Source organism: Humibacter ginsengiterrae, from assembly GCF_054780115.1.
In genome coordinates this window covers 20,838-46,184 of record NZ_BAAGWY010000012.1, presented here as the reverse complement: position 1 = coordinate 46,184, position 25,347 = coordinate 20,838, and the positions used below count along the sequence as shown (strand labels likewise).

The 25,347-nt window shown below is 67.5% G+C and carries 16 protein-coding genes; 4 read left to right on the top strand and 12 right to left on the bottom strand.

What is annotated here, in order from left to right:
- Positions 1-7: 7 nt before the first annotated feature.
- The 9 genes from ACYVII_RS13975 to glgX all read right to left on the bottom strand — a co-directional run bounded on the left by ACYVII_RS13975 (position 8) and on the right by glgX (position 19,945).
- On the bottom strand, positions 8-4,648 hold the full coding sequence (locus tag ACYVII_RS13975; protein WP_460536084.1) for a DUF7927 domain-containing protein: 4,641 nt from the start codon (positions 4,646-4,648) through the stop codon (positions 8-10).
- 176 nt (positions 4,649-4,824) lie between these two features.
- On the bottom strand, positions 4,825-7,437 hold the full coding sequence (locus ACYVII_RS13970) for a DUF7507 domain-containing protein (protein WP_460536082.1): 2,613 nt from the start codon (positions 7,435-7,437) through the stop codon (positions 4,825-4,827).
- 238 nt (positions 7,438-7,675) lie between these two features.
- Positions 7,676-9,271, bottom strand: coding sequence for a LuxR C-terminal-related transcriptional regulator (locus ACYVII_RS13965; protein ID WP_460536080.1), 1,596 nt, complete (start codon positions 9,269-9,271; stop codon positions 7,676-7,678).
- A gap of 146 nt (positions 9,272-9,417) precedes the next feature.
- The gene (locus ACYVII_RS13960; RefSeq protein WP_460536078.1) at positions 9,418-10,536 is read right to left on the bottom strand and encodes a baeRF2 domain-containing protein; all 1,119 of its coding nucleotides are present in this window, start codon (positions 10,534-10,536) and stop codon (positions 9,418-9,420) included.
- A 34-nt stretch (positions 10,537-10,570) separates the two neighbouring features.
- The gene (locus ACYVII_RS13955) at positions 10,571-11,410 is read right to left on the bottom strand and encodes a Rossmann-fold NAD(P)-binding domain-containing protein (protein WP_460536076.1); all 840 of its coding nucleotides are present in this window, start codon (positions 11,408-11,410) and stop codon (positions 10,571-10,573) included.
- A gap of 108 nt (positions 11,411-11,518) precedes the next feature.
- Complete coding sequence (gene treS, locus ACYVII_RS13950) at positions 11,519-13,792, bottom strand: maltose alpha-D-glucosyltransferase (RefSeq protein WP_460536074.1); 2,274 nt, start codon at positions 13,790-13,792, stop codon at positions 11,519-11,521.
- Complete coding sequence (treZ, locus tag ACYVII_RS13945; protein ID WP_460536072.1) at positions 13,789-15,558, bottom strand: malto-oligosyltrehalose trehalohydrolase; 1,770 nt, start codon at positions 15,556-15,558, stop codon at positions 13,789-13,791. Before treZ ends, treS begins: the two co-directional genes overlap by 4 nt.
- On the bottom strand, positions 15,555-17,909 hold the full coding sequence (treY, locus tag ACYVII_RS13940) for a malto-oligosyltrehalose synthase (RefSeq protein ID WP_460536070.1): 2,355 nt from the start codon (positions 17,907-17,909) through the stop codon (positions 15,555-15,557). Before treY ends, treZ begins: the two co-directional genes overlap by 4 nt.
- A complete protein-coding gene (gene glgX / locus ACYVII_RS13935) occupies positions 17,906-19,945 on the bottom strand; it encodes a glycogen debranching protein (RefSeq protein ID WP_460536068.1) in 2,040 nt (679 codons plus the stop codon). Before glgX ends, treY begins: the two co-directional genes overlap by 4 nt.
- 111 nt (positions 19,946-20,056) lie before the next feature.
- Between glgX and ACYVII_RS13930 the strand changes: the two genes are divergently transcribed.
- The gene (locus ACYVII_RS13930; RefSeq protein ID WP_460536066.1) at positions 20,057-21,457 is read left to right on the top strand and encodes a maltokinase N-terminal cap-like domain-containing protein; all 1,401 of its coding nucleotides are present in this window, start codon (positions 20,057-20,059) and stop codon (positions 21,455-21,457) included.
- A 75-nt stretch (positions 21,458-21,532) separates the two neighbouring features.
- Here ACYVII_RS13930 and ACYVII_RS13925 read toward each other — a convergent pair whose 3' ends face one another.
- Positions 21,533-22,195, bottom strand: a complete 663-nt coding sequence (locus ACYVII_RS13925) for a helix-turn-helix transcriptional regulator (protein WP_460536064.1) — start codon at positions 22,193-22,195, stop codon at positions 21,533-21,535.
- Between the two features lie 105 nt (positions 22,196-22,300).
- On the opposite strand from ACYVII_RS13925, the gene ACYVII_RS13920 reads away from it, so the two are divergent.
- Both ACYVII_RS13920 and ACYVII_RS13915 read left to right on the top strand, forming a co-directional pair.
- Positions 22,301-22,564 (top strand): hypothetical protein, encoded by a 264-nt coding sequence (locus tag ACYVII_RS13920; protein ID WP_460536062.1) that lies wholly within the window; start codon positions 22,301-22,303, stop codon positions 22,562-22,564.
- A complete protein-coding gene (locus tag ACYVII_RS13915) occupies positions 22,552-22,872 on the top strand; it encodes a DUF7882 family protein (RefSeq protein ID WP_460536060.1) in 321 nt (106 codons plus the stop codon). The genes ACYVII_RS13920 and ACYVII_RS13915 overlap by 13 nt, the downstream gene beginning before the upstream one ends.
- Positions 22,873-22,931: 59 nt before the next feature.
- Here ACYVII_RS13915 and ACYVII_RS13910 read toward each other — a convergent pair whose 3' ends face one another.
- The gene (locus ACYVII_RS13910) at positions 22,932-23,462 is read right to left on the bottom strand and encodes a PaaI family thioesterase (RefSeq protein WP_460536057.1); all 531 of its coding nucleotides are present in this window, start codon (positions 23,460-23,462) and stop codon (positions 22,932-22,934) included.
- 7 nt (positions 23,463-23,469) lie between these two features.
- Positions 23,470-24,090 carry a TetR/AcrR family transcriptional regulator gene (locus tag ACYVII_RS13905; RefSeq protein ID WP_460536055.1) on the bottom strand — a complete coding sequence of 207 codons (621 nt, stop codon included), beginning with the start codon at positions 24,088-24,090 and terminating at the stop codon, positions 23,470-23,472.
- Between the two features lie 189 nt (positions 24,091-24,279).
- Here ACYVII_RS13905 and ACYVII_RS13900 point away from each other — a divergent pair, with 189 nt between their 5' ends.
- Positions 24,280-25,287: an NADP-dependent oxidoreductase gene (locus ACYVII_RS13900; protein ID WP_460536052.1), complete on the top strand. Its 1,008-nt coding sequence runs from the start codon at positions 24,280-24,282 to the stop codon at positions 25,285-25,287.
- The last annotated feature ends 60 nt before the right edge of the window (positions 25,288-25,347 follow it).

Below are 25,347 nucleotides of genomic sequence, written 5' to 3'. Positions count from 1 at the left end.
TAGGTGTTTAGCTCAAGCGGCGCCTGCGGATCAGCGCCAACGCGAGCCCGGCGATGAGCAGCCCGAGGCCACCGAGCGCCCAGCCCACGATGTCGCTACCGGTTCCGGCCAGGGCGGCAGCGCCCCGATCGACCTTGTGCGTCGTGGTGCAGTCCGGGTTCTGATCGGCTGCGGGAACACACGCCGCCGTCTTGTCCGGGCTGGTCACCACGTTCACGAGTGAGTCGTCACCGTCGCCGTTCACGGTCACCGAGTACGTGATCGTGGCGCTCTGGCCCACTGCGAGGTCGCCGGTCCAGGTGAGCGTGTTGCCGTTGCGGTTGACCGTGCCCGTGGTGGCCTTCTGGTTGCCGACCCAGCTCGCGTCGTCGAGAACCTTCGACAGGTCGTCGTTGACGTGTGCCGTCACCGGTGCATCACCGGTCTGGGTCACCACGACCGTGTAGTCGATGCGATCCCCGACCTTGACCGTCTTTCCGGATGCCGGATCCGAGGTCTTCGAGAACGTGTAGCCCCCGTACTTCTGCACGGTCGAGCATCCCGGCGTTCCGTCGGGCGCCGGCACGCAGGCTCCGTCCGGGTTCGGGCTCGTCACCGCATTGCGGATCGTGGTGTCCCCGCCCCCGACGACCTTCACGGAGTACGTGATGGTCACGTGCTGGCCGACCGCGAGGTCGCCGGTCCAGGTCAGCGTGTGACCCGCGAACGCCGCCGTGCCGGAGCTTGCGGCCTGATCGCCGACCCAGCTCGCGTCATCCAGCACGCCGCTCAGGTCGTCGTTCAGCACAGCCCCGGGCACGGGCGCCGCGCCGAACTGCGTCACGTCGACGGTGTACTTGATGGTGTCGCCGACCTTCACGGTTGCCGGGGATGCCGGGTTCGACATCTTCGAGAACGTGAACCCGCCTGCCTTATGGGTGGTGGCGCAGTCCGGGTTGCCGTCGGGCGCCGGCACACAGGTGCCGGCGTCCGAGTTGGTGGTCGCCGCGTTGTCCAGCGATCCGTTCCCGGCTGCGGTGACCTTCACCGAGTAGGTGATCGTGACGGTCTGGCCGACGGCGAGGTCGCCGTTCCAGGTCAGAGTGGTGCCGCTTCGTGTGACCTTGCCGCTGTCAGCGGTCTGATCGCCGTTCCACGTGGCGTCGTCGAGCACGCCGCTCAGATCATCGGTGATGGTCACGTTGTTCTGCGCGGCGGCACCGACCTGCTTCACCTGGATCGTGTACTTCACGGTCTGGCCCACGGTGACATCCGTGCCGGAAGCCGGGTCGGAGGTCTTGGAGTACGTGAATCCGCCCACCTCGTGGTTCGTGGTGCAGGCAGCGAAGTCGTCGCATCCCTGTGAGGTCACCACGTTCACCAGCGACCCGTCGCCCAGGCTCTGCGCGCCCTTCACGGTCACGGTGTAGGTGATGTGCGCCACGCTTCCGACCGGAACCGTGCCCGACCAGGTCAGGGTGTTGCCCGTCACGGTCGCCGATCCGATGTCTGAGCTGACGTCGCTGTTGTAGGTGGCGTCATCCAGAACCTTGGTCAGGTTGTCGCTGAGCGAGGCATCCGCAGGGGTGGTGCCCTCCTGTGTCACGTCGATCGTGTAGGTGATCTTGTCGCCGGGATGCACCTCGGTGCCCGATGCCGGGGACGACGACTTCGCCACGTGGTAGCCCACGACATTGATGCCCGCAGGGTCGCAGTTGATCGTGGGTGCGACCTGCGAGTCCGCAGGCACATCGGCCGAACCGCACGCCGTGTTCACGAACGAGCCGCCTCCGATGGATGCCGGATCGAGCGTCATCGTGTACTCGTGCGACTCCTGCGCTCCCGGCGCCAGCGAGTTGACGTGGAAGTCACCTGCCGTCGGATTCTTGTCGTCGGCGATGTTCACGTTCGTGAGCGTGCCCTGCCCGGTGTTGGTCACCGTGATGCGGTAGTGCACCGTGTCGCCGAAGTGGAAGGTGGGGTAGTCGACGGCGTCGTTAGCGTTGTGCCAATTACCGTTGGCATCCTGCACCTCCTTCACGATGGCCGCCGAGTAGTAGTCGGCCTCGGTCATGAACGCGGAGGTGCGCATGACCAGTCCGGTGTGGCCCGCTCGGCCCTGCGCGACGTTGACGAACTTGTCGCCGCCCTTCGCGCCGTCCGTGGTGATGTGCACGCCGAACTTCTGCGTGTCGCCCGGGTTCAGAGTTCCTCCGATGACACGGATCGCTGTCGCGTTCGGGGTAGGCGTGGTGGTCCAGCCGACCGTGTTGCCGGCGACGCTCCCCGCGGACCCGTTGGAGGCATCCGCCGGGTCGTCGGACAGCGAAGCCGGCTTTGTCGTCGTGTAGTAGACGGTCGCGCCGACCGGAGCGTTCACCGACGCGAGCGTGTAGCTGCCCGAGTACGAGGTGCCGCGGCCGTCGCCGTTGTACGGGAGGATGTCGATCGTGTCGGTGAACGGCTGCGCGATCGGGTCGTAGGAGCGCACCGTGACCGTCCACGAGCCGTTGCCCTTGCCGTCGCCCTTCAGGTTCGGGATGAACGGAGCATCCGCCGTCTTCACCGTGGTGGTGTAGCCGTCGGTCGCGACCGTCACCTGCGCCGCAGCACTCTTGGTGATGCCCCCGTACGTGGCGTCGACGTTGTTGGTGAGCGACGCTCCGGGCGTCACCGTATCGTCGGCGACCGCCTGATACGTGAGCGCGTGGTCGGCGTTCGTCGTGACGCCGTTGAGCGTCCAGCTCAGCACCTGCTGGCCGGAGCCATTCGTGGTGATCGTGGGTTGGGGCGACGCGGATCCGGCAACGTAGGTGACACCGGCCGGCAGCGTGTCGACGAGCTGGTAGCCGTCGACAGTGGCCGGAATGGCGCCCGCTCCGTTCGCCGAGTACGTCAGCGTGTAGGTGGCCGGGTCGCCGGGGGCGATGACGCTGCGGTCGACGGTCTTGGAGATGGCGGGAGTCGCCGTGACGATGTGGAGGATGTCACGGAACCCCGTCGTGCAGGGGTAGCGGGACCCAGCTGTCGGCGTGATGCATCCGGTGGCGTTCCACCAGTTGTTCAACGGGTTGTCGACGATGCCGGAGAAGAAGGACCACACATCCGTACCGGCCGGGACATTCGCGTCGATCTTCTGGTACACCACCGCCGTGATGTGCGGGGAGCTGGATACTGTGTCGAACTGGCCCTGCGTTCCAGTGATGCGCATCGCCTTCACCGTCGTAAGGTCGGTTGGCTGTGTGGTGGTCCAACCGGTCGAGGTGCCGCAGTCGAACGCATTGGGGTTGTAGCTCGCGCTTGCGGGGTCGAGGGTCGGGTCATTGCCCACGTAGTACTCGGTCGTCGTTCCGATACCGGCAGCCTCAGGCTGCGCCCAACTCCATCCGGCGTACGTCACATACTTCGTGTCGAGTGCCGTACACATGCCGACGAGGCGGTCGGCGGGTCGATCGGTATGCAACTGCATGCCACTGTCCATGTACTGCCCGACAGTCGTTCCAGCGGAGACCCTATACGTGTCATCCCAAGTCGTTCCGCCGCTCCCCGTGTAGCCACGGCCCCATCCGGACGAATACAGGCCGGGTGTCGTCCAGGCCTTCGACTCGCTGTTGTTCGACGGGTCGTCCTGTGCGATCTGGCCGCTGGTCGACGTGTATGTAGGGGCATCCGAATTCAGAACAGCAGAACCGGACGAGGCCGTGTTCACTCGCACCCAGATGGATCCCGACGTCAGCGCTACCTGATCGACGGGAAGGCGGTTGCCCGCCGAATCGAGCGTCGGAGGATTCGCGGGCGTGTAGTCGATGCCGGTGATCGTGAGCTGGAAGGCGGTCGCACCAGTTTGCGTGAACGAGCACGTGGTGGGAGCCGGCACCATTTGATCTGCCGGGTGGCTGCCACCAGACCATGGGTGCCCGTCTGCGGCGCCCGGACCAGTGAATGGCGTGCAGCCTCCGTCGATCGAGATCGCGCTGCCTTGAGGGGACGCGATGTTGAGCTTGTACGTGACGGACTGGGGGCCCGCTTCGCTGCCGAGATCCTTGCTGAGCGTCCACTCGTAGTCGACCAGGTACCCTCCGTTGCCGAAGGAGAAGCTCGGTGTGCCCACGCCCCACCGCATGTCCATGCCGAAGGCATTGGTGATGTCGATCGGGCTCAGGGCCGCGGTCTGGCCGCCGATCGCACCGGATGCCGTGATCTGGCTCCCCGTGGCACCCTCAGCCACGATCGGGGCTTGCAGCACCACCGCGGTGCCCTCGATCTGAGTGCCGAGGTTGCAGGTGAGGGTCGTGCCGTCGGCCGAGATGCTGGAGACGGGGGTCACGCCGCTGGTCTTGCACACGCTGGGAAGGGACCCGAAGTGTCCGTTCTGGGTCGTGATGGTCACCGTGACGTTGTCGACCGGATTGTTCGCCGGCGCGGGGGCGTCGTCGTTCACGTTCACCCGCCACACGCCCGTGACGACGTCACCCGACTTCACCGTAGTCGGGGTGCCGTTCTCCCACGACGCCGTGATCTGGTAGACGGGCGCCGCGACGGCGGGAGCCGCGCCGATCAGCGCAGTGCCGAGTGCCAGCGTGCCGGCGACGAGCGCCGCCATCCAGCGCCACGGCGTTCCCATCGTCAATCGCGTCTCGCGAACATGCTTGTTCTGCCGTGCAGACACAGGCGTTCCCCCTCGTGCTACCTGTAGATGACCCGCGACGCACCCGAATCGGCCGAGAGTCCCGGTCAGGTTATCGACGCCCCGTGCGCTCGCTGGACGAATTCACCCTGCTATCACCCCGCCTCGGCCACCGCGCCACCCGAAGGGGGCACAAGGGGGTGAGGTGAGGGGTGAGGTCAGTCGCTCTCCAGACCGGCGTTCCGGCGTCGGAGCCAGGCTGTGGCTGCCGCGAGCAGGCCGAGCACCAGGAGCCCCAGGCCGACGAGTCCAGCCACCCAGACGTCGCTACCGGTGGATGCCAGCCCCAACGCCGGAGCTGCCGGAACGACCTCGGTCACCTTGGCAGTCGATGGGTCGGAGCTGATCGGAGCACCGCCTGGAGTGGTGCCCGTCACGGTCGCCGTGTTGGACAACACGCCGCCAGCTGCCAGGTCTGCGGCGACTACCGTGTAGGTGGCTGTGCAGTCGATCTCCTGCCCCGGCGCGAGCGCGCTTCCGGACGGGCAGGTCACTGCCGACAGCGTGCCGTGCCCCGTGAAGGTGCCTTCGTTCACCTTCGGGTCGCCGATCGTCACGTTCCCGGTATTCGCGATCGCGAACGTGTAGGTGATCACCTGGCCGACGGTCATGGCCTGCTGGCTGCTGGCGGTCTTCACCAGTGCCAATGCCGGGTGCGGATTGGTCGGCAGCACCAGAGGCGGCGTCTCCGCCTTCGGCGGCGTGGCGCCGGCGGGCGGTGTCCCCGTCACGGTCGCGGCGTTGCTGATCGAGCCGGCGTCGATGTCCGCCTGCACCACGGTGTACGTGGCGGTGCAGGTCTCCACCTGGCCGGGCGCGAGCCTGATCGTTCCCGTCGGGCACACGACATTCGAGAGCGCGCCGTGCCCGGTGAAGCCGGTGTCTGCCACCTGCGGATCCGTGATGGTCACGTTCCCGGTGTTCGTCACCGTGAACGTGTACGTGATCTTCTCCCCCGCCGCGGCCGCCGTCACATCAGCGGTCTTCGCGATCGACAGTGCCGGAGACGCCGGAATGTGCACGGTCACCGTGTTCGACGACACCGGGTCAAGCGGGGTGCCGCTGGGCGGAGTGCCGGTGACCTCGGCCGTGTTGGTGAGGGTTCCCGCGTCGACGTCGGCCTGGGTCACGGTGTACGTGGCCGTACAGGTCTCCACCTGGCCAGGCACGAGCGTCGTCTCGGGACACGCGATCGCGGAGAGGTTGTTCCGGTCACCCGAGAAGGCGGCATCCTCGACACCCACGTTCTTCAACGTGACATTGCCGGTGTTCGTCACCACGAAGGAGTACGTGATCACTTGACCGGCGGTGTACGCCTGGCCATCCGACGGGTCCACCGACTTCACGACGATCAAGCCCGGCGCGGGCGCCGTGGTCGGCGTGCGAGTGGAAGACGACTTGGAGGTGACGTGCCCCGTCGAACCGGACGGTGTGCCGCTGACGGTGGCCGTGTTGTCGACCGACCCGCCCTTCACGTCGTCAGCAGTGACGACATACGACGCGTCGGCAGCACAGGTCATCGACGCGCCCGCCGCCAGCGTGGTCGAAGGACACGTCACGGCGCCGGCCTTGGCATCGCTGACGGCGACGCCGTCGATGGGAAGCCGGCCTGTGTTCGTGACGTCGAAGGTGTACGCGATGGTGTCGCCGGCGTCGACGAGGCCATCCCGGTTGACATCCACGGGCACGCCCGCGTGCTTCGCAAGCGACAGCGACGACGGAACAGCCGTATTGGTGATCGTGCAGTCGACCGCATCGCCGATGCCGACGGTGACCGTCGCACTGGGACCGCCTGCACCGGACCGGAGCGCCGGATCGGTCGCACCGTTGCGGGTACACGACCAGCTCTGTGTGTAATCGGAGAGGGTTCCCGCCGTGGCGGTTTCAGCGAACGTGAACGGCGAGCCGCCCGCCGCGATGATGACCGTCGTCGGTCCTGTCGTCGCGGTCGCGCCGCCGTTCGTGTCGGCGGATGCCAGTGTCGATCCATCCGAGCTGGCCACCGAGATCTGGAACGCGTCGGCCGAGGTGTAGTACGGGTTCACGACCGTCTTCGACAGCTGCACGCTCGACACCAGAACACCGAAGGCGACGCCCTCGAGCCCGCCGCCGACCATGGTCTGACTGAACGACGAAGGGGCGGTCGAAGCCAGGATCGCGGTGCCGGTCATCGAGTTCGCACTGGCGCCCGTGCACTTCACCGTCGTCGTGCCCACGCCGGTGAACCCGCCACCGCAGGCGTTCCCGAGGCCGTTGCCGCTGCTGTTCGCTGTCAACGACGTGATCGGGTTCGAGGAGGTCCACGTGATCGACTCACCCGGGTCGGTCGCCTCGGCATCCGCGCCGACCAGCGAATACCCGCGAACGGTCTTGCCGTTGCGGTCGGTGACCACGACGTTCGTCAGGGTCGCCGTCGTCGTGCCGCCGCTGGCCGTCTGATACAGGGCGGGCGCACCGGGGACCCCTGTGTAGTGGCCATTGTTCCCCAGGTACGAGCCGGCCCAGGTGGGCAGGGTCGTCGCCTTCACCGCTGTGCCGGTCACGGTCAGCGTGAACGACATCGTGTAGCCGCCGGGGATGCTCTCCGTCAGTGTCTGCCCCGTCGCCGCCCGGGCCGGGTTGTAGGCGGAAAGATCGATCCAGCACAGTGTGCTCGCGTACGTTCCGGTGCCTGCAGACGCGAAGCCGCACGACGTGGCGGCCTGCGCCGGCGGAGCGTTGACCGCATCGGCGGCAGCGAGGCCGGCGATGACCAGCGCGCTGCTGACCATCGCGACGAGAAGCCGCGAAGTCAGCCGTGCAGAGCGCAGACGAGTCCCAATCCGACGAAAACGCAACCGATCCCCCGAGTCCTCAGATCAACGCCGAGCTCACTCCGCTCAGCGAAGGTGCACACTGCCGGATGACACGCACCAGAGAGGATCCTCACATGGCCGAGGAACCCCTCCTCCCGGTCTCACCCCGACTTCACCCCGTCTACCCGCGGTTAGGGGGCGGTCCGAGGAGCGTTCAGTCGGGCTCTGCGAGCAGGCGGCGATCGAGCGCCACGGCGACGGCATCCTCCCGGTTCGTCACGCCGAGCTTGCGATAGATGCTGCGCAGCTGCGTCTTGACGGTATTGGTCGAGACGAACAGGGCCCCGGCGATTTCCGCCACGGAGCCGGTCGACGTCAGGTTGCTCAGCACGGCACGTTCGCGCTGCGTCAAGATCACCCCGCTCTGCAGATCGGGTAGGAGCGACCGCAGCGGCACTTCCGTCACGAGGTCGCCGAAGCCGGCCTCGGACAGCGCGGCGACGACCCGCTCGAAGTCCTGCACGGGAAGCAGGGCGACGGCCAGGCGCTGGTCTGTGGCCTTCAGCAGGGAACCGAGTCGGTGCACGACGCCGCGGCTCCGGGCGGTGGGCGAGAACCGGAGCAGCACCGCCGCCTCGAGCGCGGCGGCCTCCGCGGCGGTCCGGGACGTCATCCCTTCGCCGACCAGAGACCTCAGGGTCGTCAGGGCCGTGCCGGTGTTCCCCATCGCGAGATCGGCCCTCGCCCTGTCAACGGCGGCCTGGGGATCGTCGGACGAGACGCGGTCGATGAGCGCAGCGGCCGCCTCAGGGTTGCCCAGCGCGAGGTGCAGCAACGTACGGATGCGTGCGAGGGCCTGGCGGGCATCCGTCGAGCGTCCCTCGCGGCCGCGCATCGCGACGAGCGCCTCCAGTTCGGCGAGCGCCCTGGCCGGATCGCCCTCGACGAGACCAGCGATGGCCTCCACCTGGGCGATGGCGATCCAGTGCTCGATGGAGCGGCGGTCGTGCTGCATCGCCGCCAGATGCTCGCGCGCAGTCGGCGCGTCAAGACGCTCGAGTGCGATCACGGCCTCGGCGAGCCGGTAGAACGTTCCCGTGTACATATTGCGCTGCCGGTCGGTCCACGGACCCGTGCGGGCGTAGTCGATGTGCGCCTGCGCCTCCGGAAGGTCGCCGCGCAACGCATGGATGCCCGCGAGCATCGCCAGATTGCCGAAACCCGGTGAGGGCGCGCTGTCGGGAGTGGCGGCGAGGCCCTTGCTGAAAGCATCCATCGCATCGTCGACATCGCCGCCGTAGAAGAGCGACACACCGACCTGCGAGTACACGCGCGTGAGGCTGCGCATGTGCACGGCATCGGTCTCACTGAGGCTGTCGAGCAGCTGCACCGCAGCCCGCGAGGGACCGACTGAGCGACGCGGATGCCCGACCAGCCGGTACGCGACACCCTCCGTGGCACGGATGAGTGCACGGTCCACGGTGTCGAGATCGGGGCGGGCGGCGCGCGCCGCACGCACCGACCACTGGAAGTACCGCAGTGCCCGCACCCGGTGGAAGCCGATGACGTTGTAACAGATGCCGAGCATCATCGTGAGCAACGGCTCGGAGTGCAGTGCCTGCGCGGGAAGGCGTTCGAGCAGCAGCCTGGTGACCTCGCCGTGGTCGGCGGACAGCTCGAACCATCCGGCACGGACTACCGCTGCGGCTTCCCTGCTGTCGCCCTCGTCGACGGCACGCGACAGTGCAGCCACGAAACGGCGGCCGTCATCGTGGCCGGTGTCGCGCTCGTCGTTATCGTCTTGCGCCACGTCGCCGACTCCCCTTTGGTCGTGCTCCGCTCACACACGAACGGATGGCCCGCGCTGGTGTTGAGCGTTCGGGCCGTCTGAAGTGGTGGATTTTGCGCCCAGGTGGCCGGATGGATGACATCCTCGCCTCCTCGCGCGAGATCACGCTACCAGCGCAGCAGCGCCACCGGTTGCGGTTCCGGCCGCTCCGGCATCGGCTCCCCCTCCGACGGCTCGTCGACCTCCTGCACGAGCACGTTCCCGCCGCTGAGCACTGCCGCTCGCGTGAGCCCCTCGGCGATCGAGACCTGCTCGATGACGTTCGCACCGAGTCGCTCGTCCGCGTTGCGTGCGACCCAGGGCTCGGCATCCAATGCTTCGAGCGCGCCGTCGACGCCGAGCTCCCTTGCGTTCAAGACCAACGTGTCGACGCGCGCCTCCTGCAGCGCAGCGACGACAGCGTCGATGCCGCGAGCGCCGCTCGCACCGCTGTCCTCGGCGGCGCGCGCGAGGGCGTCGTCCACCTCGCGCCGCAGGTGTTCGTGCACAGCTGCCGCGATGGCGTCGTCGAGCGCCTCGTCGTCGGACCCGTCCGCTTTCGTGTGCGCATCCACGTCGACGAGAAGCGCACGAGTTGAGGCGCCGAGCTGCTCTTCGAGCAGCTGCCTGGCACGAACATCCCCCGCAATGACGACGAACCTCGGCCGATGCTCGAGAACGATCTGCTCGAGCGCATCGTCCACTTCCGACTGCGTCTGCTTCCAGATCTCCTCGGAGTGCATCTGGTACCGGCGATGAGACCAGCCGCCTGCCTGCACCTTGGGCAGGCTGTCGGTTCGGCCCTGCACCTCTGCCGCCTCATCCGTGCCGGCGCGACCCCACGTCTCTACCCACAGGTGAGCGCCCTCCCTGCCTGCCTCGACGACGACGTAGCGGATGTCCGCGGCCGCGTGCCTGAGGAGCGGCAGCACCGGAGGCACCCGCTGGTATCCGATCTGCTCGGGTCCGAGCCTCTCGCCGACGAACCGTTCAGCGAGTTCGACGGCGCCGTCGCGCACCAGCAGATAGAGGACCGACGGGCTCGGGATGCCGGCATCCGTCGCCACCGTCTCGTCAACCGCCTGCACATCGGGTTCGGGTGCCCCGCGTTTGCATAACTCGTCGAGCAGGGCGTGGCGCCTGCTGTGCTCGGCAGGCGTCGGCTCGTCGCCGTGTCCGTCGACGTACGCGAACGTGTAGCTGCCGTTGCCGGACAGGATTCGTACGAGATCGTTCTGGTCGATCATGTTCCTCCCTCGGAATCCCCTGAGGATGGGCGCCTCAGAGGATGGGCCGGCCCCCGGTGACCGCGACGCGCGCGCCCGAGATGTACGAGGCCTCGTCGCTGGCCAGGAGCACGTACACGGGTGCGAGCTCCGCGGGCTGAGCCGGACGTCCGAGCTGGGTGTTGCCGCCGAACTTCGCCACGTGCTCCGCAGGCATCGTGGACGGGATCAGCGGGGTCCAGACCGGCCCGGGCGCGACGCTGTTCGCACGGATGCCGCGCTCCCCCAGCAGCTGGGCCAGCGACGCGGTCATGTTCGCGATGGCCGCCTTCGTCGCCGCGTACGGCATGAGCGTGGGCGACGGGGCATCCGAGTTCACGGACGACGTTCCGATGATGGATGCGCCGGACGACATGTGCGGAAGCGCCGCCTTCACGAGGTGGAAGTAGGCGCTCAGGTTCGTGGCGATCGTCTTGTCCCACTCGTCGTCGGGGATGTCCTCGACCTTCGTGTACGTGCGCTGCATCGCCGCGTTCGAGACGACCACGTCGACCTTGCCGAACTCCTTCACCGCGGCATCCACGAGACGGCGGCACTCCGCCGGATCGGAGATGTCTCCCCGGAGTGCCACGCACCGCCTGCCCGCTTCAGTGATCCAGTGCTCGGTGTCGCGGGCATCCTCGTCTTCCTCGAGGTAGCCGAAGGCCACGTCGGCGCCTTCACGCGCGAACGCGATCGCGACCGCTTTGCCGATGCCGCTGTCGGCGCCGGTGATCACGGCGGCCTTGCCTTCCAAGCGCCCGCTGCCCCGGTACGACTGCTCGCCGTGGTCGGCCTTGGGCTGCAGCTCCTCCTCTGTGCCCGGCGGGTTCTGCTGCTGCTGCGGCTGGCTCATGCGTATCCGTCCTTCCCACTCTTCGGGTTCGCTCCTGCGATGATCGCCGGATGCCCGCGAGGTGCGGAGGGGTTGACAGGATCTGGGCCGCCTCGAGAATCGGATGCCTCAGCTTTCGTGCCCGGTGGGCGGTTGCGCCTCCTCTTCCGGCTCGAGCAGGAGGAAGAGGCCCGCGTACGGCTCGAGGCTCACGGAGAAGCTGTTGAGGTCGTCCACCCGCCCGATCTCGTCCCCGGTGTTCACGTCGAGCACGGCGCGGCGCGGGGTCAGCACGTCGGAGCGCACGGTGCCCTCGATGGCCTCACCGCTGAAGTTCAGCACGGTCACCTGCTCCCTGGCATCCGACCGAGCCGGATCGCCTTCGTCGAGCCGGTGAACCATCACGAGCATTCCCGGATGCGCGACATCCGGGATGTCGATCTGGCTTGCCACGTCGATTCCGTAGTCGGCTCGAAGCCGGAGGATGCGCTTCAGCCGTGAGGCGAACGAGTTCGGTTCGCCCAGCTGCTTCGCCAGAGAGCCGAACAGAGACCGGCCACGAGGCATGCCGGATGCCGACCGCGTCGCGTCGGGATCGGCATCCGTGAGATCGTGCGCGCCGCGGTGAACCCATCGGGTGTCTCCGCTGGCGATGAGGTCGTGCACCGCCTCCGGCGGCAGCGGCAGCACCCCGAGCAGGTCCCACGCCGAGAGCGCGAAGACGCCGGGCTGCCACGCGTTGAACATGGCGAGAAGCAGCTGCGCACGGCGGATGTTCTCGACGTCGTCTTCGCCGATGTCATCCAGAGTGCGGAATCCCTGCACCGCGGCGATGACGGATGCCGTCGTGCAGGCGATGCCGTTGGTGGTGAACACGAGGTTGTACGGGGCCGCCGGACCGGTGAGCCTCTCCAGCAGGTCGGTGCGGATCGTGTCGGCCAGCTCAGCGCCGGTGAGCTCCGCCCCGCGGAACTCATACACGTCGGCGGGATGCCGCGCCGCCCAGTGCACGAGTTCGTACGTGAGCTCGTCGTGGTTCTGCATGGCGTGCACGAGGCCGGCGGGGTCGACGCCCGCGGCGAGCGCCGTGCGCAGCGTGAGCCGCAGGAACTCCGTGTCGCCGGTCGCGAACGCGTGATGGTACGCGGGCCGGTTGACGAAGTCGTACGAAAGATCCGCGCCGACTCGTCCGGTGTCACGGATGTCTTCGATGCCGAGGTTCAGCTCCTGGAACGTGAACCCTCCGACCTTGCGCACCATGCTCGCGATCAGGTGGTTCGCCGCCTCGGAAAGCGGATGCCCCTCCGACCAGCCCGGCTGCCCCTCGACGCTCTTCTCGACGCCCAGAAACCCGTTGGCATCCAGCCGCAGCCCGCTCGAGCCGAGGTCGCCGAGCGAGTGCAGCGCGTCGCCGATGACGAGGCGCATGCCGGAGAACGTCGGGTCGAGCCAGTTGATCGACGGCTGGCCCTGCTTGAAGTAGTGCAGGTACACCCAGCGCCTGGTGCGTCCGTCGACGCCGACCGTGGGCGCGGTGGCACTCCAGTTCGTCTCCTTGACGCCCGGCGAATAGAAGATGACGCGCTGCAACTGGCCGATGATGTACCCGCTGTCGGCAAGTCGCGCCTCGGTCTCGGGGTCGAGGTTCACGGCGTCGCGCCCCTCGGGAACATCCGGCAGAAGCGACCAGTCCTCCTCTGGGATCTCGACCATGTGGTAGATGCCCGGGTAGTCCTTGTACGCCATCTCGGCCAGCCGGAAGTCCGCGCCCTTGCCCGTGTGTCCGGGAACGATGTCGTCGATCACGCTGCCGCCGTGCCGGTCCGCCACATCGGACAGCTGCCGGAACTCGTCTTCGTGGCCGAAGATGGGGTCGATCTGCGTGCTGATCCGGTCGAAGTGCCCGTCGATGCTCGCTGTCTGCACCCAGCCGGTGATACCTCCCGCCTGCTTGACGGGGCCGGTGTGCACGGCGTTGATGCCGATCGACTCGAACGCCCGCCACAGCTCCTCGCCGGCCAGAGCACCGAGGTACGACTGCCCGGGGCGGGTGATCAGCGAGATCGGATACGCCGTGAACCAGACCGAGGCGGAACGGATGGCGCGCCTGGCGTCTGGTCTCGCATAGGGATTGCGCCACATGCTGGGCTGCCCCGACAGGCCGCGCGAGAGGATGTCCGCGTCACCCAGCATCGACTGCCGCTTCAGCCATTCCACATAGGACGGGTTCGACGCATCGGCCGACCGTGGATCCGAGAACGACCTGCGAATGTTGCTCGCGCGTAGCTGCGCGCGCGGGCGCAGCCTGTGCGGCCTCGCCGGGTAGCGCTCCTCGTCGTAGCTGATCTCCGCCGACTCGCTCGCGGCATCCGCGTGGCGTGCCACATCGTCGGGCACCGTCATTCCGGCCTCCTCGCTCCCGTTTCGTCCTCTCGCACATCCAGCACGACGAGCGAGTGCCCGTCGAGGCGTATACCGTCGGGTGTCCCACCATGCGTACCGTACGAGAGCAGCACCGGGGTGTCGTAGGCTCCCGGCACGATCGCGGCATCCGTCGAGAAGTTGACGGCGACCACGGTGCCGCACCTGCGCAGCACCAGCCATCCAGCATCCGCGTCCACCTCGACGTGGATCGTGGCGAAGCGCGGGTCGGTCAGTTCCGGCCGGGCCCGTCGGAGGCGGACGAGATCGCGGTAGAACGCGAGAAGCCGGGCATGCCTGCCGCCCGTCGCCTCCGTCCAGTCGAGCTTGGACCGTTCGAAGGTCTCCGGATCCTGCGGATCGGGAACGGATGCCTCGTCCCAGCCCATCCGGGCGAACTCGGCCTTGCGCCCGTCTGCGGTCGCCTTCGCGAGTTCCGGTTCGGGGTGGGAGGTGAAGAACTGCCAGGGCGTGGATGCCGCCCACTCCTCGCCCATGAACAGCATCGGCGTGAAGGGCCCGAGCAGCGTGAGCGCCGCCGCGATGGCCAACTGACCGTCGTCGAGCGTCGCGGTCAGGCGGTCGCCCGCCGCCCGATTTCCGATCTGGTCGTGGTCCTGGCTGAACACGACGAGTCGCGCGGTAGGCATGGTGAGGGCGTCGATGGGCCGGCCGTGGTGCCGCTCCCGGAACGACGAGTAGGTGCCGTCGTGGAAGAACCCGCGCGTCAGCGCCTTCGCCAACGCGTTCAGAGACTCGAAGTCGGCGTAGTAGCCCGTGGCCTCCCCGGTCAGCGCGACGTGAAGCGCGTGGTGGAAGTCGTCGCTCCACTGCGCGTCGAGGCCGTAGCCATGCGCTTCACGGGAGGCGCTCAGTCGCGGGTCGTTCAGGTCGGACTCCGCGATGAGCACGAACGGACGGCCCACCTGCGACGACAGCCGGTCGACCTCGACGGCGAGCTCTTCCAGGATGTTGATCGCCCGGGTGTCCACCAGCGCGTGCACGGCATCCAGCCGCAGGCCGTCGACGTGGTAGTCCCGCAGCCACATCAGCGCGTTGTCGACGATGTAGTTGCGCACCTCGTCGGAGTCGGGGCCGTCGAGGTTCAGCGAGCTGCCCCAGGTGTTCGCCCTGTCGTCGCGCAGATAAGGCCCGAACTTCGGCAGATAGTTGCCGCTCGGCCCGAGGTGGTTGTAGACGACATCCTGGATGACGCCGATGCCCGCCCGGTGACACGCATCGACGAACCGCTGGTATGCGGGCGGCCCGCCGTAGGGTTCGTGCACCGCGTACCAGAGCACGCCGTCGTATCCCCAGTTGTGAGTGCCGTTGAACGCGCCCACGGGCAGTAGCTCCACGAAATCGACGCCGAGCTCGCGCAGGTGGTCGAGCTTGCCGATGGCGGCATCCAGGGTGCCCTCGGGCGTGAACGTGCCGAGGTGCAGCTCGTAGATCACGGAGCCGGCCAGCGGACGGCCGCGCCAGTCGGTGTCTCTCCAATCGAAGGCGGAGGTGTCGAACGTCTGGGAGAGTGCGTGCACGCCGGATGGCTGCCTGCGGGACCGCGGATCGGGGTACGGCCCCTCGCCGTCGACCACGAATCCGTAGTCCTGAGGCCTCTGTTCCGCGAGGTCGCCCGCGGGAGTCCACCATCCGTCGCGTCGTGGGTCGCGCCCGAGCGGATGCCGTTGGTCGCCGAGCATGAGATCGACGGTGGTCGCGTGCGGAGCCCACACGTCGAAGGTCATGACGCCTCCTGTCCATCGGGCGCCGTCAGCAGCGCAACGGGATACGTGTCGAGCAGTTCGGCCAGGCGGATGCCTCCGCCTCCGAACCCGCGCCCCGTCAGCACGTCGACCAGCTCGCGACCGGCGGGCTCGATCGTGGTGTCGTACCAGCCGCCTGCTGCCTCCAGGCCATACGGCAGCCGGGTGGCGACGGCGACCGCTCCGCCCCTGTCGAACGCGACGGCGTGGTCGCGCATGCGGCCGAAGGCCTCGACGGGCACATACCGGACGAACCGCTCCGGATGCGCTTGGCGAAGCCGCAATGCGCGAGACACAACGAGCAGCTTCGCCGCGCCCTCTTCGTCGACGGGAGGCAGCCATCCGTCGTCCAGGCGCCGCAGCAGCTCGGAGCGGGGAGCGAAGTCGACTGGCCGGCGGTTGTCCGGATCCACGAGGGACAGCTCCCAGAGTTCGCTGCCCTGATACACGTCGGGAATCCCGGGGGCCGCGAGCTGAAGAAGCTTCGCGCTGAGACCGTTCGAGAAGCCCGCGAGGGCGATCGCAGCAACGGTCTCCTCGATCGCGGCAGCCACCTCGGGAGCGTCGAAGGCCTTGTCGATGGCCGCGTGCATCCGGTCTTCGAATGCCGGGTTCGGCGAGATCCAGTTCGTCGAGTCTCCCGCCTCGCGTGCCGCTTTCTGCGCGTACGCCTGCAGCCGCTGCCTCGACGCAGGCCAGGCCCCGACCACCGCTTGCCAGATCAGATTCTCGAGGGCGGGGTCGCCGAAGCCGGCCTCCCTCCGCAGCCTGGCGAGCGCGTCGGACCAGAGCTCCGGGCGCTCGGCCAGTGCGGTGATCCGCGCCCGCACATCCTCGCCGCGTTTGGTGTCGTGCGTGGTCAGCGTCGTGAGCGAGTGCGGAAGCGCGGCCTGCCTTCTCGCCTGCCGCTGGTGAAACGTGGCGACGTCGATGGCGAACTCGCTCGGGTCGCCGCCGACCTCGTTCAACGAGGTCAGCGTGGTGAAGCGGTAGAACGCGGAGTCCTCTACCCCCTTCGCCATCACCATGCCGGAGGTCTGCTGAAAGCGGATGGCCGCTGGATTCCCCGGGTCGGCGAGCACATCCGCGACCCGGGCGATGGTACCGGCGAGGTCCGGACGCCTCGCAGCGGCCTCCGTTGCCGCAGCACGCAGGCGGCTCTCGCCGAGGGGCAGATAGGAACGGTAGACGGGCATGGCGGCGAGCAGCTCGATGAGCACGCTCGCGAGCGTTCCAGGCTCGGCGATGCCCTGCAGCTCCCGGGCGAGGCGGTTGACCTCGGAGCGCAGGATGCCGTCGGCGACGGCTCGCTTGCTGGCATAGACCATCTCGTGCCAACGGTCGGCGTGCGGGTTTCCATACGCCACCTGCGGAGGCCGCGTGGCCGGCGGTGGCGGTTCCGCTGCCGCTTCCAGACCTGCCTGCCCGCAAGCATCCACCAGCACGCGGTCGAAGTCCTTCAGCGCGTCGTAGCCCGTCGTGCCCTCGGCGGCCCAGTTGCCGGGCAGCTGCTCATCGCCCTCGAGGATCTTCTCCACCCACACCGGGACGCCGCCGGTCAGCGCGGCGAGATCGTCGAGGTAGCCGCGCGGGTCGGCGAGTCCGTCGGGATGATCCACGCGCAGCCCGTCGGCCAGGCCGTCCCGGAACCATCGCGCGATCTCCGCGTGCGACTCGGAGAAGACCTCGGGATCCTCCACCCGGATCGCCGCGAGGGAGTTGACGGCGAAGAAGCGCCGGTAGTTCAGCTCGTCGTCGGCCCGCCGCCAGTTGATCAGCTCGTAGTTCTGCCGCTCGTGCACCTCGCGAGCCGAATCGCCCGGCTCCGCGGTACCCTCGGCGATCGGGTACCGGTTGTCGTAATACAGCAGGGTGTCACCGTCGATGCGCAGCCGATCGAGCTCGTTCTCGCCGTCGCCGAGCACGGGGATGCGTATCTTGCCGGCCGCCGCATCCCAGTCCACGTCGAACGCGGCCGCGAAACGCGACCGGCGGCCGTGGCGCAACAGATCCCACCACCAGGCGTTGAGCCGGGGCGTCGCCACGCCCATGTGGTTCGGCACGATGTCGACGAGGATGCCCATGCCGGCTTCGCGCGCGGCGCGCGACATGCGCGTGAACGCCTCGGCTCCGCCGCGGTCCGGGTCGATGAGCGAGTGGTCGATCACGTCGTAACCGTGCATCGAGCCGGGCTCGGCGCGCAGCAGCGGCGAGAGATAGACCCATCCGACGCCGAGACGAGCCAGGTATCCGCACAGTTCGGCGGCATCGTCGAGTGTGAAGTCGGGGGTGATCTGCAGCCGGTACGTCGAGCTGGGCAGCTGTCGGCTCATGCGCTCACCGTCGAGCGCAGGAGTGCGAAGGTGCGGCCGCCCATGATCAACGAGCCGTCGAGGTCGCCCTCTTCGTGTTCCGGATCGCTCGAGATGACCAGGCGCCATCGCTTGCCCCGGGCATCCGGCAGCGTGAACTCGACGCCGTTGTCCGCGGAGTTCAGAAGCAGGGCGAAGGTGTCGGCGCCTTCGTGAGCGAGCACGAACGTGACCGAGCGCACATCCGGGTTCTCCCAGTCCTCCGGCTCGAAGGTCTCGCCGTCTGAGCGGCGCATCACCACGGTGTCTTGCGCTTCGGTGCCAGGCGCCTGCCGGAACCATGCCGGCCGGAGTGCGGGGTTGTCGCGGCGCAGCCGCAGCAGTTCCGCGGTGAAGGCGAACATGTCGTCGTCGGCGTGCGCCCAGTCGAACCACGACATCTCGTTGTCTTGGCAGTAGGCGTTGTTGTTGCCGTTCTGCGTTCGGCCCAGCTCGTCGCCGCCGAGCAGCATCGGAACGCCGGCAGAGAGCAGCAGCGTCGCCAGGAAGTTCTTCTGCTGCCTGCGGCGCCGGGCGAGCACCTCCGGGTCATCCGTCGGCCCCTCCACCCCGCAGTTCATCGACCTGTTGTCGTCTTCACCGTCGTTGTTGTCTTCGCCGTTCGCCTCGTTGTGCTTGTGGTCGTATGAGGTGAGGTCGACGAGCGTGAAGCCGTCGTGCGCGGTGACGAAGTTCACGCTCGACAGGGGTGAGCGGCGGGATGCCTCGTACACGTCAGGGCTGCCCAGCACCCGCTGCGAGAGCGTGCCGAGCACGTCGTCGCCACTGTTCCAGAAGCTGCGGACGTCATCCCGGAACCTGCCGTTCCACTCCGACCACCTGGCAGGGAAACCGCCGAGCTGATAGCCGTGGGTGTCCCAGGGTTCGGCGATCATCTTCACGCTCGCCAGAACCGGGTCCTGCTCGACGAGCGTGAGGAACGCGCTGTGCAGCTCCGCGGATCCGTCTTGCCTGGTCAGCGTCGTCGCGAGGTCGAAGCGGAAGCCGTCGACGTGCATCTCGGTCACCCAGTAGCGCAGGGAGTCCATAATGAGCCGCAACGCCGCCGGATGCCCGACGTTCAGGCTGTTCCCGGTGCCCGTGGTGTCGAAGTACGAAGCCTCGTCGCCCTCCACCAGCCGGTAATAGGCGGCGTTGTCGATGCCCTTGAACGACAGGGTGGGCCCGAGGTGATTCCCCTCGGCCGTGTGGTTGTAGACGACGTCGAGGATCACCTCGAGGCCGGCCCCATGCAGTGCCTTGACCATCCACTTGAACTCGTCGACCTGCGCCCCGCCGTCGCCTCCGGAGGAATACCCGCCGTGCGGAGCGAGGTACCCGATCGAGTTGTAGCCCCAGTAGTTGCTGAGCCCCTTCTCGAGAAGGTGGCTGTCTTGCACGTACTGGTGCACGGGCAGCAACTCGATGGCGGTCACGCCGAGCTTCGTCAGATGCTCGATCGCGGCAGGATGCCCGAGCCCCGCATACGTGCCGCGCAGCTCCTCCGGCACCTCGGGATGCAGCTTCGTGAATCCCTTCACGTGTGTCTCGTAGATCACTGTCTCCGACAGGGGTGTGCGAGGCGACACGTCATCGGACCAGTCGAAGCGCGGATCGATGACGACGCACCGCGGAACGGAGGACGCGTCGTCCGTCTCATCCGGCAGCGACGGGTCGTCGAGCTTGTGCCCGAACACGCTCGGACCCCAGTCGTAGTGCCCCTCTATGGCGTTCGCGTATGGGTCGAGCAGCAGCTTGCTCGGATTGTGACGAAGTCCGCGAGCGGGATCCCACTCGCCGTGCACGCGCAGTCCGTAGCGGGTTCCGGCCTCCATGCCCTCGATCACGCCGTGGAAGACGTGGCCGGTATGGCCGTGCAGGGCGAAGCGGGTCTCCTCGGCGCCGTCGAAGACGCACACCTCGACGAGCGTGGCGGTTTCGGAGTACACAGCGACATTGGCGCCTCCCGGAACAAGGGAGACGCCGAGCGGATAGGGGCGGGAGCGAGCGGGCGGCACTCGCCCATTCTGCGGCGACACGGCACGGCGGGTCTATGGGTTGTTTCGCTCCCACGCAACCCCTAAGGCCCTTTGAGCCTCGCCGCGACGCGCCGGGCTATGGTCAGGATCATGGGGGCGGATGTCGAACTCGGCGAGGCGGTCTCCGACTGGATCATCCGGCAGCGCTGGTTCGGCGGCAAGGGCGCGGTGCCCCGTCTGCGGCTGCTCGCGTCTCTGGAATGGTCGGCGAACGACGAGCGGCGCATCGTCACGCACCTCGTGCTGGACGAGGATGAACAACGCGGCGCCCTCTACCAGGTCCCCGTTGTCTACCGCGCTGCGGCACACGGCTCTCCCGCCCCGGCCTACATCGGCGAGCTGATCTCATCCGACGGTCGAATCGACTATGCGTACGACGCGACGCACGATCCCGCGTTCACCGGGATGCTCCTGCGACTGGTCGCAGACGAGAACCGGGTCGGCGACGAACGCGTTTCCGCGTACGGCGCGAGAGTGCGCAAGGCCGACGACGAGAACGACCACCGGCCGGCCGAGCTGCGCCTGCTGGGTTCCCGGGTGCTGAGCGGCGAGCAGTCGAACACATCGATCGTCTTCACGGTCGACGACGGCGCCGGGCAACGGCAGCTCATCTGCAAGATCTTCCGGTCGATTCACCACGGCGAGAATCCGGATGTCGTCCTGCAATCGGCGCTGTTCGCCGCCGGTTCTCAGTCCGTTCCCCCGGTCTTCGGCAGCGTGATGGGCGAATGGCCCGACGCCGGACGCGCGTCCGGCCGTGCGCGCGGGCATCTGGCTTTCGCTCAGGAGTTCCTCGCCGGCGCCGGCGACGCCTGGCAGCTCGCTCTCGCTGCAGCGGAGGCGGGAGAAGACTTCACCTCGAACGCCCGCGGGATGGGATCGGCGGTCGCCGAGGTGCACTCGGTGCTCGCATCGGCGCTCCCCACCAAGGAAGCCGGCCGCGACGATATCGCCGCGATCGTCGGGGCCTGGCAGGAAAGGCTCGATTCCGCGGTGCGCGAGTTGCCCGAGCTGGCCACTCTGCGTGAGGCGATCGAGACGCGGTACGCGAGAGCGCGCAGCGCATTGTGGCCGCGGCTGCAGCGCATCCATGGCGACATGCACCTCGGCCAGATCCTCGCCGCGCCGGGAGGCCGGTGGGCGATCATCGACTTCGAGGGCGAGCCGATGCGGCCGCTCTCCACGCGTTCGCTGCCCGACGTGCCCCTGCGCGACGTCGCGGGCATGCTGCGGAGCTTCGACTATGTCGCCGGCTCACGCGAGAACACGGAGGGGGTTCGCGATTGGGCTAAGCGCTGCCGAGACGCCTTCCTCGAGGGCTACAGCGAACGCTCCGGGCGCGAACCACGACGCGACGGCGTGCTGCTCGACGCGTTCGAGCTCGACAAGGCGCTCTACGAGGCGGTCTACGAGGCGCGCAACCGCCCGTCGTGGCTGCCGATCCCGATCGCCGCCATCCGGCGACTGGCCGCTCAGCCGGCTTCGGATTGAGCAGGCTGCGCGGAGCGCCTCACCCTGGAATCGGCCCGAACGGCTCGGACGCGGACTCGGCCGGTCGCGCGAAAGTCAGCGGTTCCTCTCCTGCGCCTGCGGTTCCACTCGGATGACCGCCGCGTGGTCGGGCTGGAACCCGTGCGCGATGCCCCAGAGCACGGCCTGGGTGCGGCTTTCGACGCCGATCCGCCGGTAGCAGCTACGGATATAGGTCTTGATCGAGTTGATCGACAGGTGCGCGCGGTCGGCGATCTCCACGTTCGTGAGCCCCTGCGCGATCAACGCCAGCACCTCTGCCTCCCGCTGTGTCAGACCTTCTTGGCGTCCGGGCCAGTCCCCTGCCGAATGGAGGCTTCGCCCCGGCGCGTCGTAAACCTGCTCCACTCCTTGGTTGATTTCTTCGAGAGCGGCGACCAGTGCTCCTGCGGGCAGGCTCTTGGAGATGTAGCCCTGCGCCCCGTTCGCCAGCGCCGCGGTGACGAGCGCGGGGTCCATGTTCCAGGAGTAGACGACGGCCTTCCCGACCATCGGATTGGCGGCCAGGTCGCGGAGTTTCTCCCGGTCGCCCTGCGGCGCCGCGAAGGTGTCGTAAAGGGCGATGTCGACCGGTGAGTTGACTCGGTGCTCCATGTCGAGCTCCACAACGCTCACGCGCGACTCGTAGGCGCCGAGCATCGAGGCGAGTCCTCGGACCACGACCTCATAGTCGTTGACGATCGCGAGCGTGACAGGCATGCATCCAGCGTAATGATCACAAGTCCACCCCTAGGGGTGGTTTTTGCATCCCCTGCGATCCGTAGCGTGGATCGTGGCGTCCAGACCCGCGCCGAAGAGGAAACCATGATCGACGATGTCCCCGGCGACCCGAAGCACCCCTTGAGAGACCTTTCGATCCGAGAACTCATTCTCGAACTCGCCGCTGTCGAAGAGCTGGCAGCCAGACATGCCGTCACCGCCGACGGTACGTACGCAGCGAGGTTCATCACGCAGAGAGAGCAACAGATCGTCGTCGAGCTGCGCAACCGGGCTGCGTGTCTTCCTTCCTCCGAAGCACACGACGCGACGCCACACACCTGCGAGAAGGCCGGCGAGTGGGAGTCCTGATCTACGGGCCCCAGGAGATCGAGTTCGACGACCGCCTCCTGACCCATCTCGAATTCGTCATCGTGACCAAGTTCCGGCGTCGGGAATCGTTCCTCATGTCCTGGCTCGAGAAGTCGCAGAACAGCACCAGCCGGGAGTCGATGTGGATGCATCCGAGCTCACCCGTCTACTTCAAGTACACCGGTTCCCGGGTGCCTTCGATGAACCGCGAGTGGATCGCTCTGATGCAGGCCGAGGCCAACGGACGACGAGGACTGATCGTGCGCAATGAAGACGGCACGCCGGCGTACACCGGCAAGGTGACGTAGCCGGTTCTACGACTGGGCCGACACGAGCGCGCTCACCTGGCCGAGTGCTTAAGCCCCTGTCACGTGGTCGGCTGGATGACGAGGCAAGTGCTGGAGGCGGTGGCGAGGATGCGACCGTTCTGATCGCGGATGTCCGCCTCGGCGAACGCGACGCCCTTGCCGCGTTTGGTCACCCATCCGTGGGCGATGACCTGGCCCGTGTCGGCGGTGATCGGACGGAGGAACGACACCTTGATCTCCAGGCTGGTGTAACCGACACCGGCCGGGAGAGTGGTGTCCACCGCGCAACCGCACGCGGAGTCCAGCACGGTGGCGAAGAACCCGCCGTGCACCGACCCGATGGGGTTGTAGTGCGACTCGTCCGGCACCGCGGTGATCACCACGTCGCCATCGGCGACCGTCACTATTTCCAGTCCGATGTGGCTGCTGATCGGCGGTGCTGGGATTTCTCCGACCGCGACCGCGCGTAGCCGCTCGAGCCCGGAGCGGGAGAAGATCGCCTGCTTGTCCCTGCCGGGCACCTGGTAGTGGATCGTGCGCGACCGATCCGTGCTCGCGGTGCGCTCGGGGCCGGCACTCGGTATGGTCATGGGCGCCTCATACTCCTGGGGGGTTCGGTGCGGGAAGGATCGCGGCGATCTGGGCGCGAACGGCATCGAGGATCTGCTCGACGCTGCTGCCGATGTGCTCGCTGGAAGCCATGGCGAGGAACAGGATCGCGGAGATCACCCGCGCGAGCGTTGCTGCCTCCCCTGCCTCGAGTCCGAGGTGCTCGGTAAGGATGCTCGCGGTGGCGTCTTCGGTCTGCCCGACGATGGCGAGGGCCCGGGAGTGATGGGGTTCGGCCGGGTCACCGAAGACCATCTCCCGCAGATAGGTGCGGCCGTTCTCGACATGTACGCGGTTACACTCCACGACCGGCGCAACCAACGCAACGACCGCTCCCAACGCGGTGGACTGCTTCGCCGCGGCATCCTGTCCTTGCTCCAGTGCGGTTGCGTAATGCGTGTTCTGCACGAGCAGAAGAAGCTCGCCCTTGGTCTTGGCGTAGAGGAACAGGGTGCCGGTTCCGATGTCCGCCGCGTCGGCGATCTGCTGGGTGGTGACCTCGTCCATCCCATGCTCGGCGAACAGTTCGCTCGCGGCGGCCGTGATGCGCTCGAGCTTGGCCCGCTTGTTCCGCTCGCGTCGCCCGAGCTGCTCGGTCGCCACTGGCATGGATGACCCTCCGGAGGTAAATAGCGATTCGGCTCAGTTTTGAGTGTAGTCGCCTTGACAATATAACTGAGTACACTCATTATTGAGCATATTCGGTTTTCGCAGATTTCGGCGCGTGAACACGATGCGGTTCCTGCGGCGCCGACCGCGACCACCGAGCACATCCATATCCAAGGAGGAGAGATCGTCATGCGAGCATTCGCGTTCGACCGGTACAAGCAGCCGATCCACGAGGCGGACGTGCCCGAGCCCACGACCGGTGAGCGGGATGTGCTGATCCGCGTGGAAGCGGCGGCGCTGAATCATCTGGACGAGCGGATACGCGAGGGCCAGTTCAAGGCGATCCTGCCCTACAAGACCCCCCTCACGCTCGGCCACGATCTCGCCGGGACGGTGATCCGCACCGGCGAGAGGGTCAACGGCTTCAACGTAGGCGACCGGGTCTACGCGCGTCCGCGGGATTTCCGGATCGGCACCTTCGCCGAGCGCATCGCAGTCGACGAGGCCGATGTCGCGTTGGCCCCGGCCTCCGCCAGCATCACTGAGGCCGCATCCCTGCCTCTTGTGGCACTCACGGCGTGGCAGGCCCTTGTCGAAAAGGGGCACGTGACAGCAGGGCAGAAGGTGCTCATCCACGCCGGCGCAGGTGGAGTGGGAACGATCGCGATACAGCTCGCCAAACACCTCGGCGCGATCGTAGCCACCACTGCGTCCGTGAAGAACGCGGACTTCCTTCGTGCACTCGGGGCGGACTTGGTCATCGACTACCGCACCCAAGACTTCCAGGCCGAGCTTTCCGGGTACGACTTCGTGCTCGATCCTCTGGGAGGTGAGAACCTCATCAAGTCCCTGAAGGTGCTGCGGCCCGGCGGCAAAGCGATCGGCATCGCCGGTCCTCCTACGCCGGAGTTCGCGAAAGCGGCAGGCCTGAACCCGGTCCTACGTCTGGCCATCACCGCGCTCAGCCGCAAAGCCCGTGGCCTGGCGAAGAGGCTCGGCGTGAGCTACGAGTTCCTGCTCATGCGCGCCTCGGGAGACCAGCTCCGCCGGATCTCCGCGCTCGTCGACGCCGGCGCCATCCGACCCATCGTCAGCGCCACGTTCCCGTTCGAGCAAACCGCCGACGCCTTGGCGTCTTTGGCCATGAACAGCATCCGCGGGAAGGCCGTCATCACCGGCCCGCAGCGGATCGCCTGATAACCGACCCACGATCCGATTTTCCGTCCACCGCCTTTATCCGCACCTATCGACAAGGAG

Excerpts from the sequence above, each read along its gene's own strand:
- ACYVII_RS13970 (WP_460536082.1), bottom strand. The coding sequence starts at position 7,437 with ATGGTCAGCAGCGCGCTGGTCATCGCCGGCCTCGCTGCCGCCGATGCG.
- ACYVII_RS13960 (WP_460536078.1), bottom strand. The coding sequence starts at position 10,536 with ATGATCGACCAGAACGATCTCGTACGAATCCTGTCCGGCAACGGCAGC.
- ACYVII_RS13955 (WP_460536076.1), bottom strand. The coding sequence starts at position 11,410 with ATGAGCCAGCCGCAGCAGCAGCAGAACCCGCCGGGCACAGAGGAGGAG.
- treS (WP_460536074.1), bottom strand. The coding sequence starts at position 13,792 with ATGACGGTGCCCGACGATGTGGCACGCCACGCGGATGCCGCGAGCGAG.
- treZ (WP_460536072.1), bottom strand. The coding sequence starts at position 15,558 with ATGACCTTCGACGTGTGGGCTCCGCACGCGACCACCGTCGATCTCATG.
- treY (WP_460536070.1), bottom strand. The coding sequence starts at position 17,909 with ATGAGCCGACAGCTGCCCAGCTCGACGTACCGGCTGCAGATCACCCCC.
- ACYVII_RS13930 (WP_460536066.1), top strand. The coding sequence starts at position 20,057 with ATGGGGGCGGATGTCGAACTCGGCGAGGCGGTCTCCGACTGGATCATC.
- ACYVII_RS13925 (WP_460536064.1), bottom strand. The coding sequence starts at position 22,195 with ATGCCTGTCACGCTCGCGATCGTCAACGACTATGAGGTCGTGGTCCGA.
- ACYVII_RS13920 (WP_460536062.1), top strand. The coding sequence starts at position 22,301 with ATGATCGACGATGTCCCCGGCGACCCGAAGCACCCCTTGAGAGACCTT.
- ACYVII_RS13910 (WP_460536057.1), bottom strand. The coding sequence starts at position 23,462 with ATGACCATACCGAGTGCCGGCCCCGAGCGCACCGCGAGCACGGATCGG.
- ACYVII_RS13905 (WP_460536055.1), bottom strand. The coding sequence starts at position 24,090 with ATGCCAGTGGCGACCGAGCAGCTCGGGCGACGCGAGCGGAACAAGCGG.
- ACYVII_RS13900 (WP_460536052.1), top strand. The coding sequence starts at position 24,280 with ATGCGAGCATTCGCGTTCGACCGGTACAAGCAGCCGATCCACGAGGCG.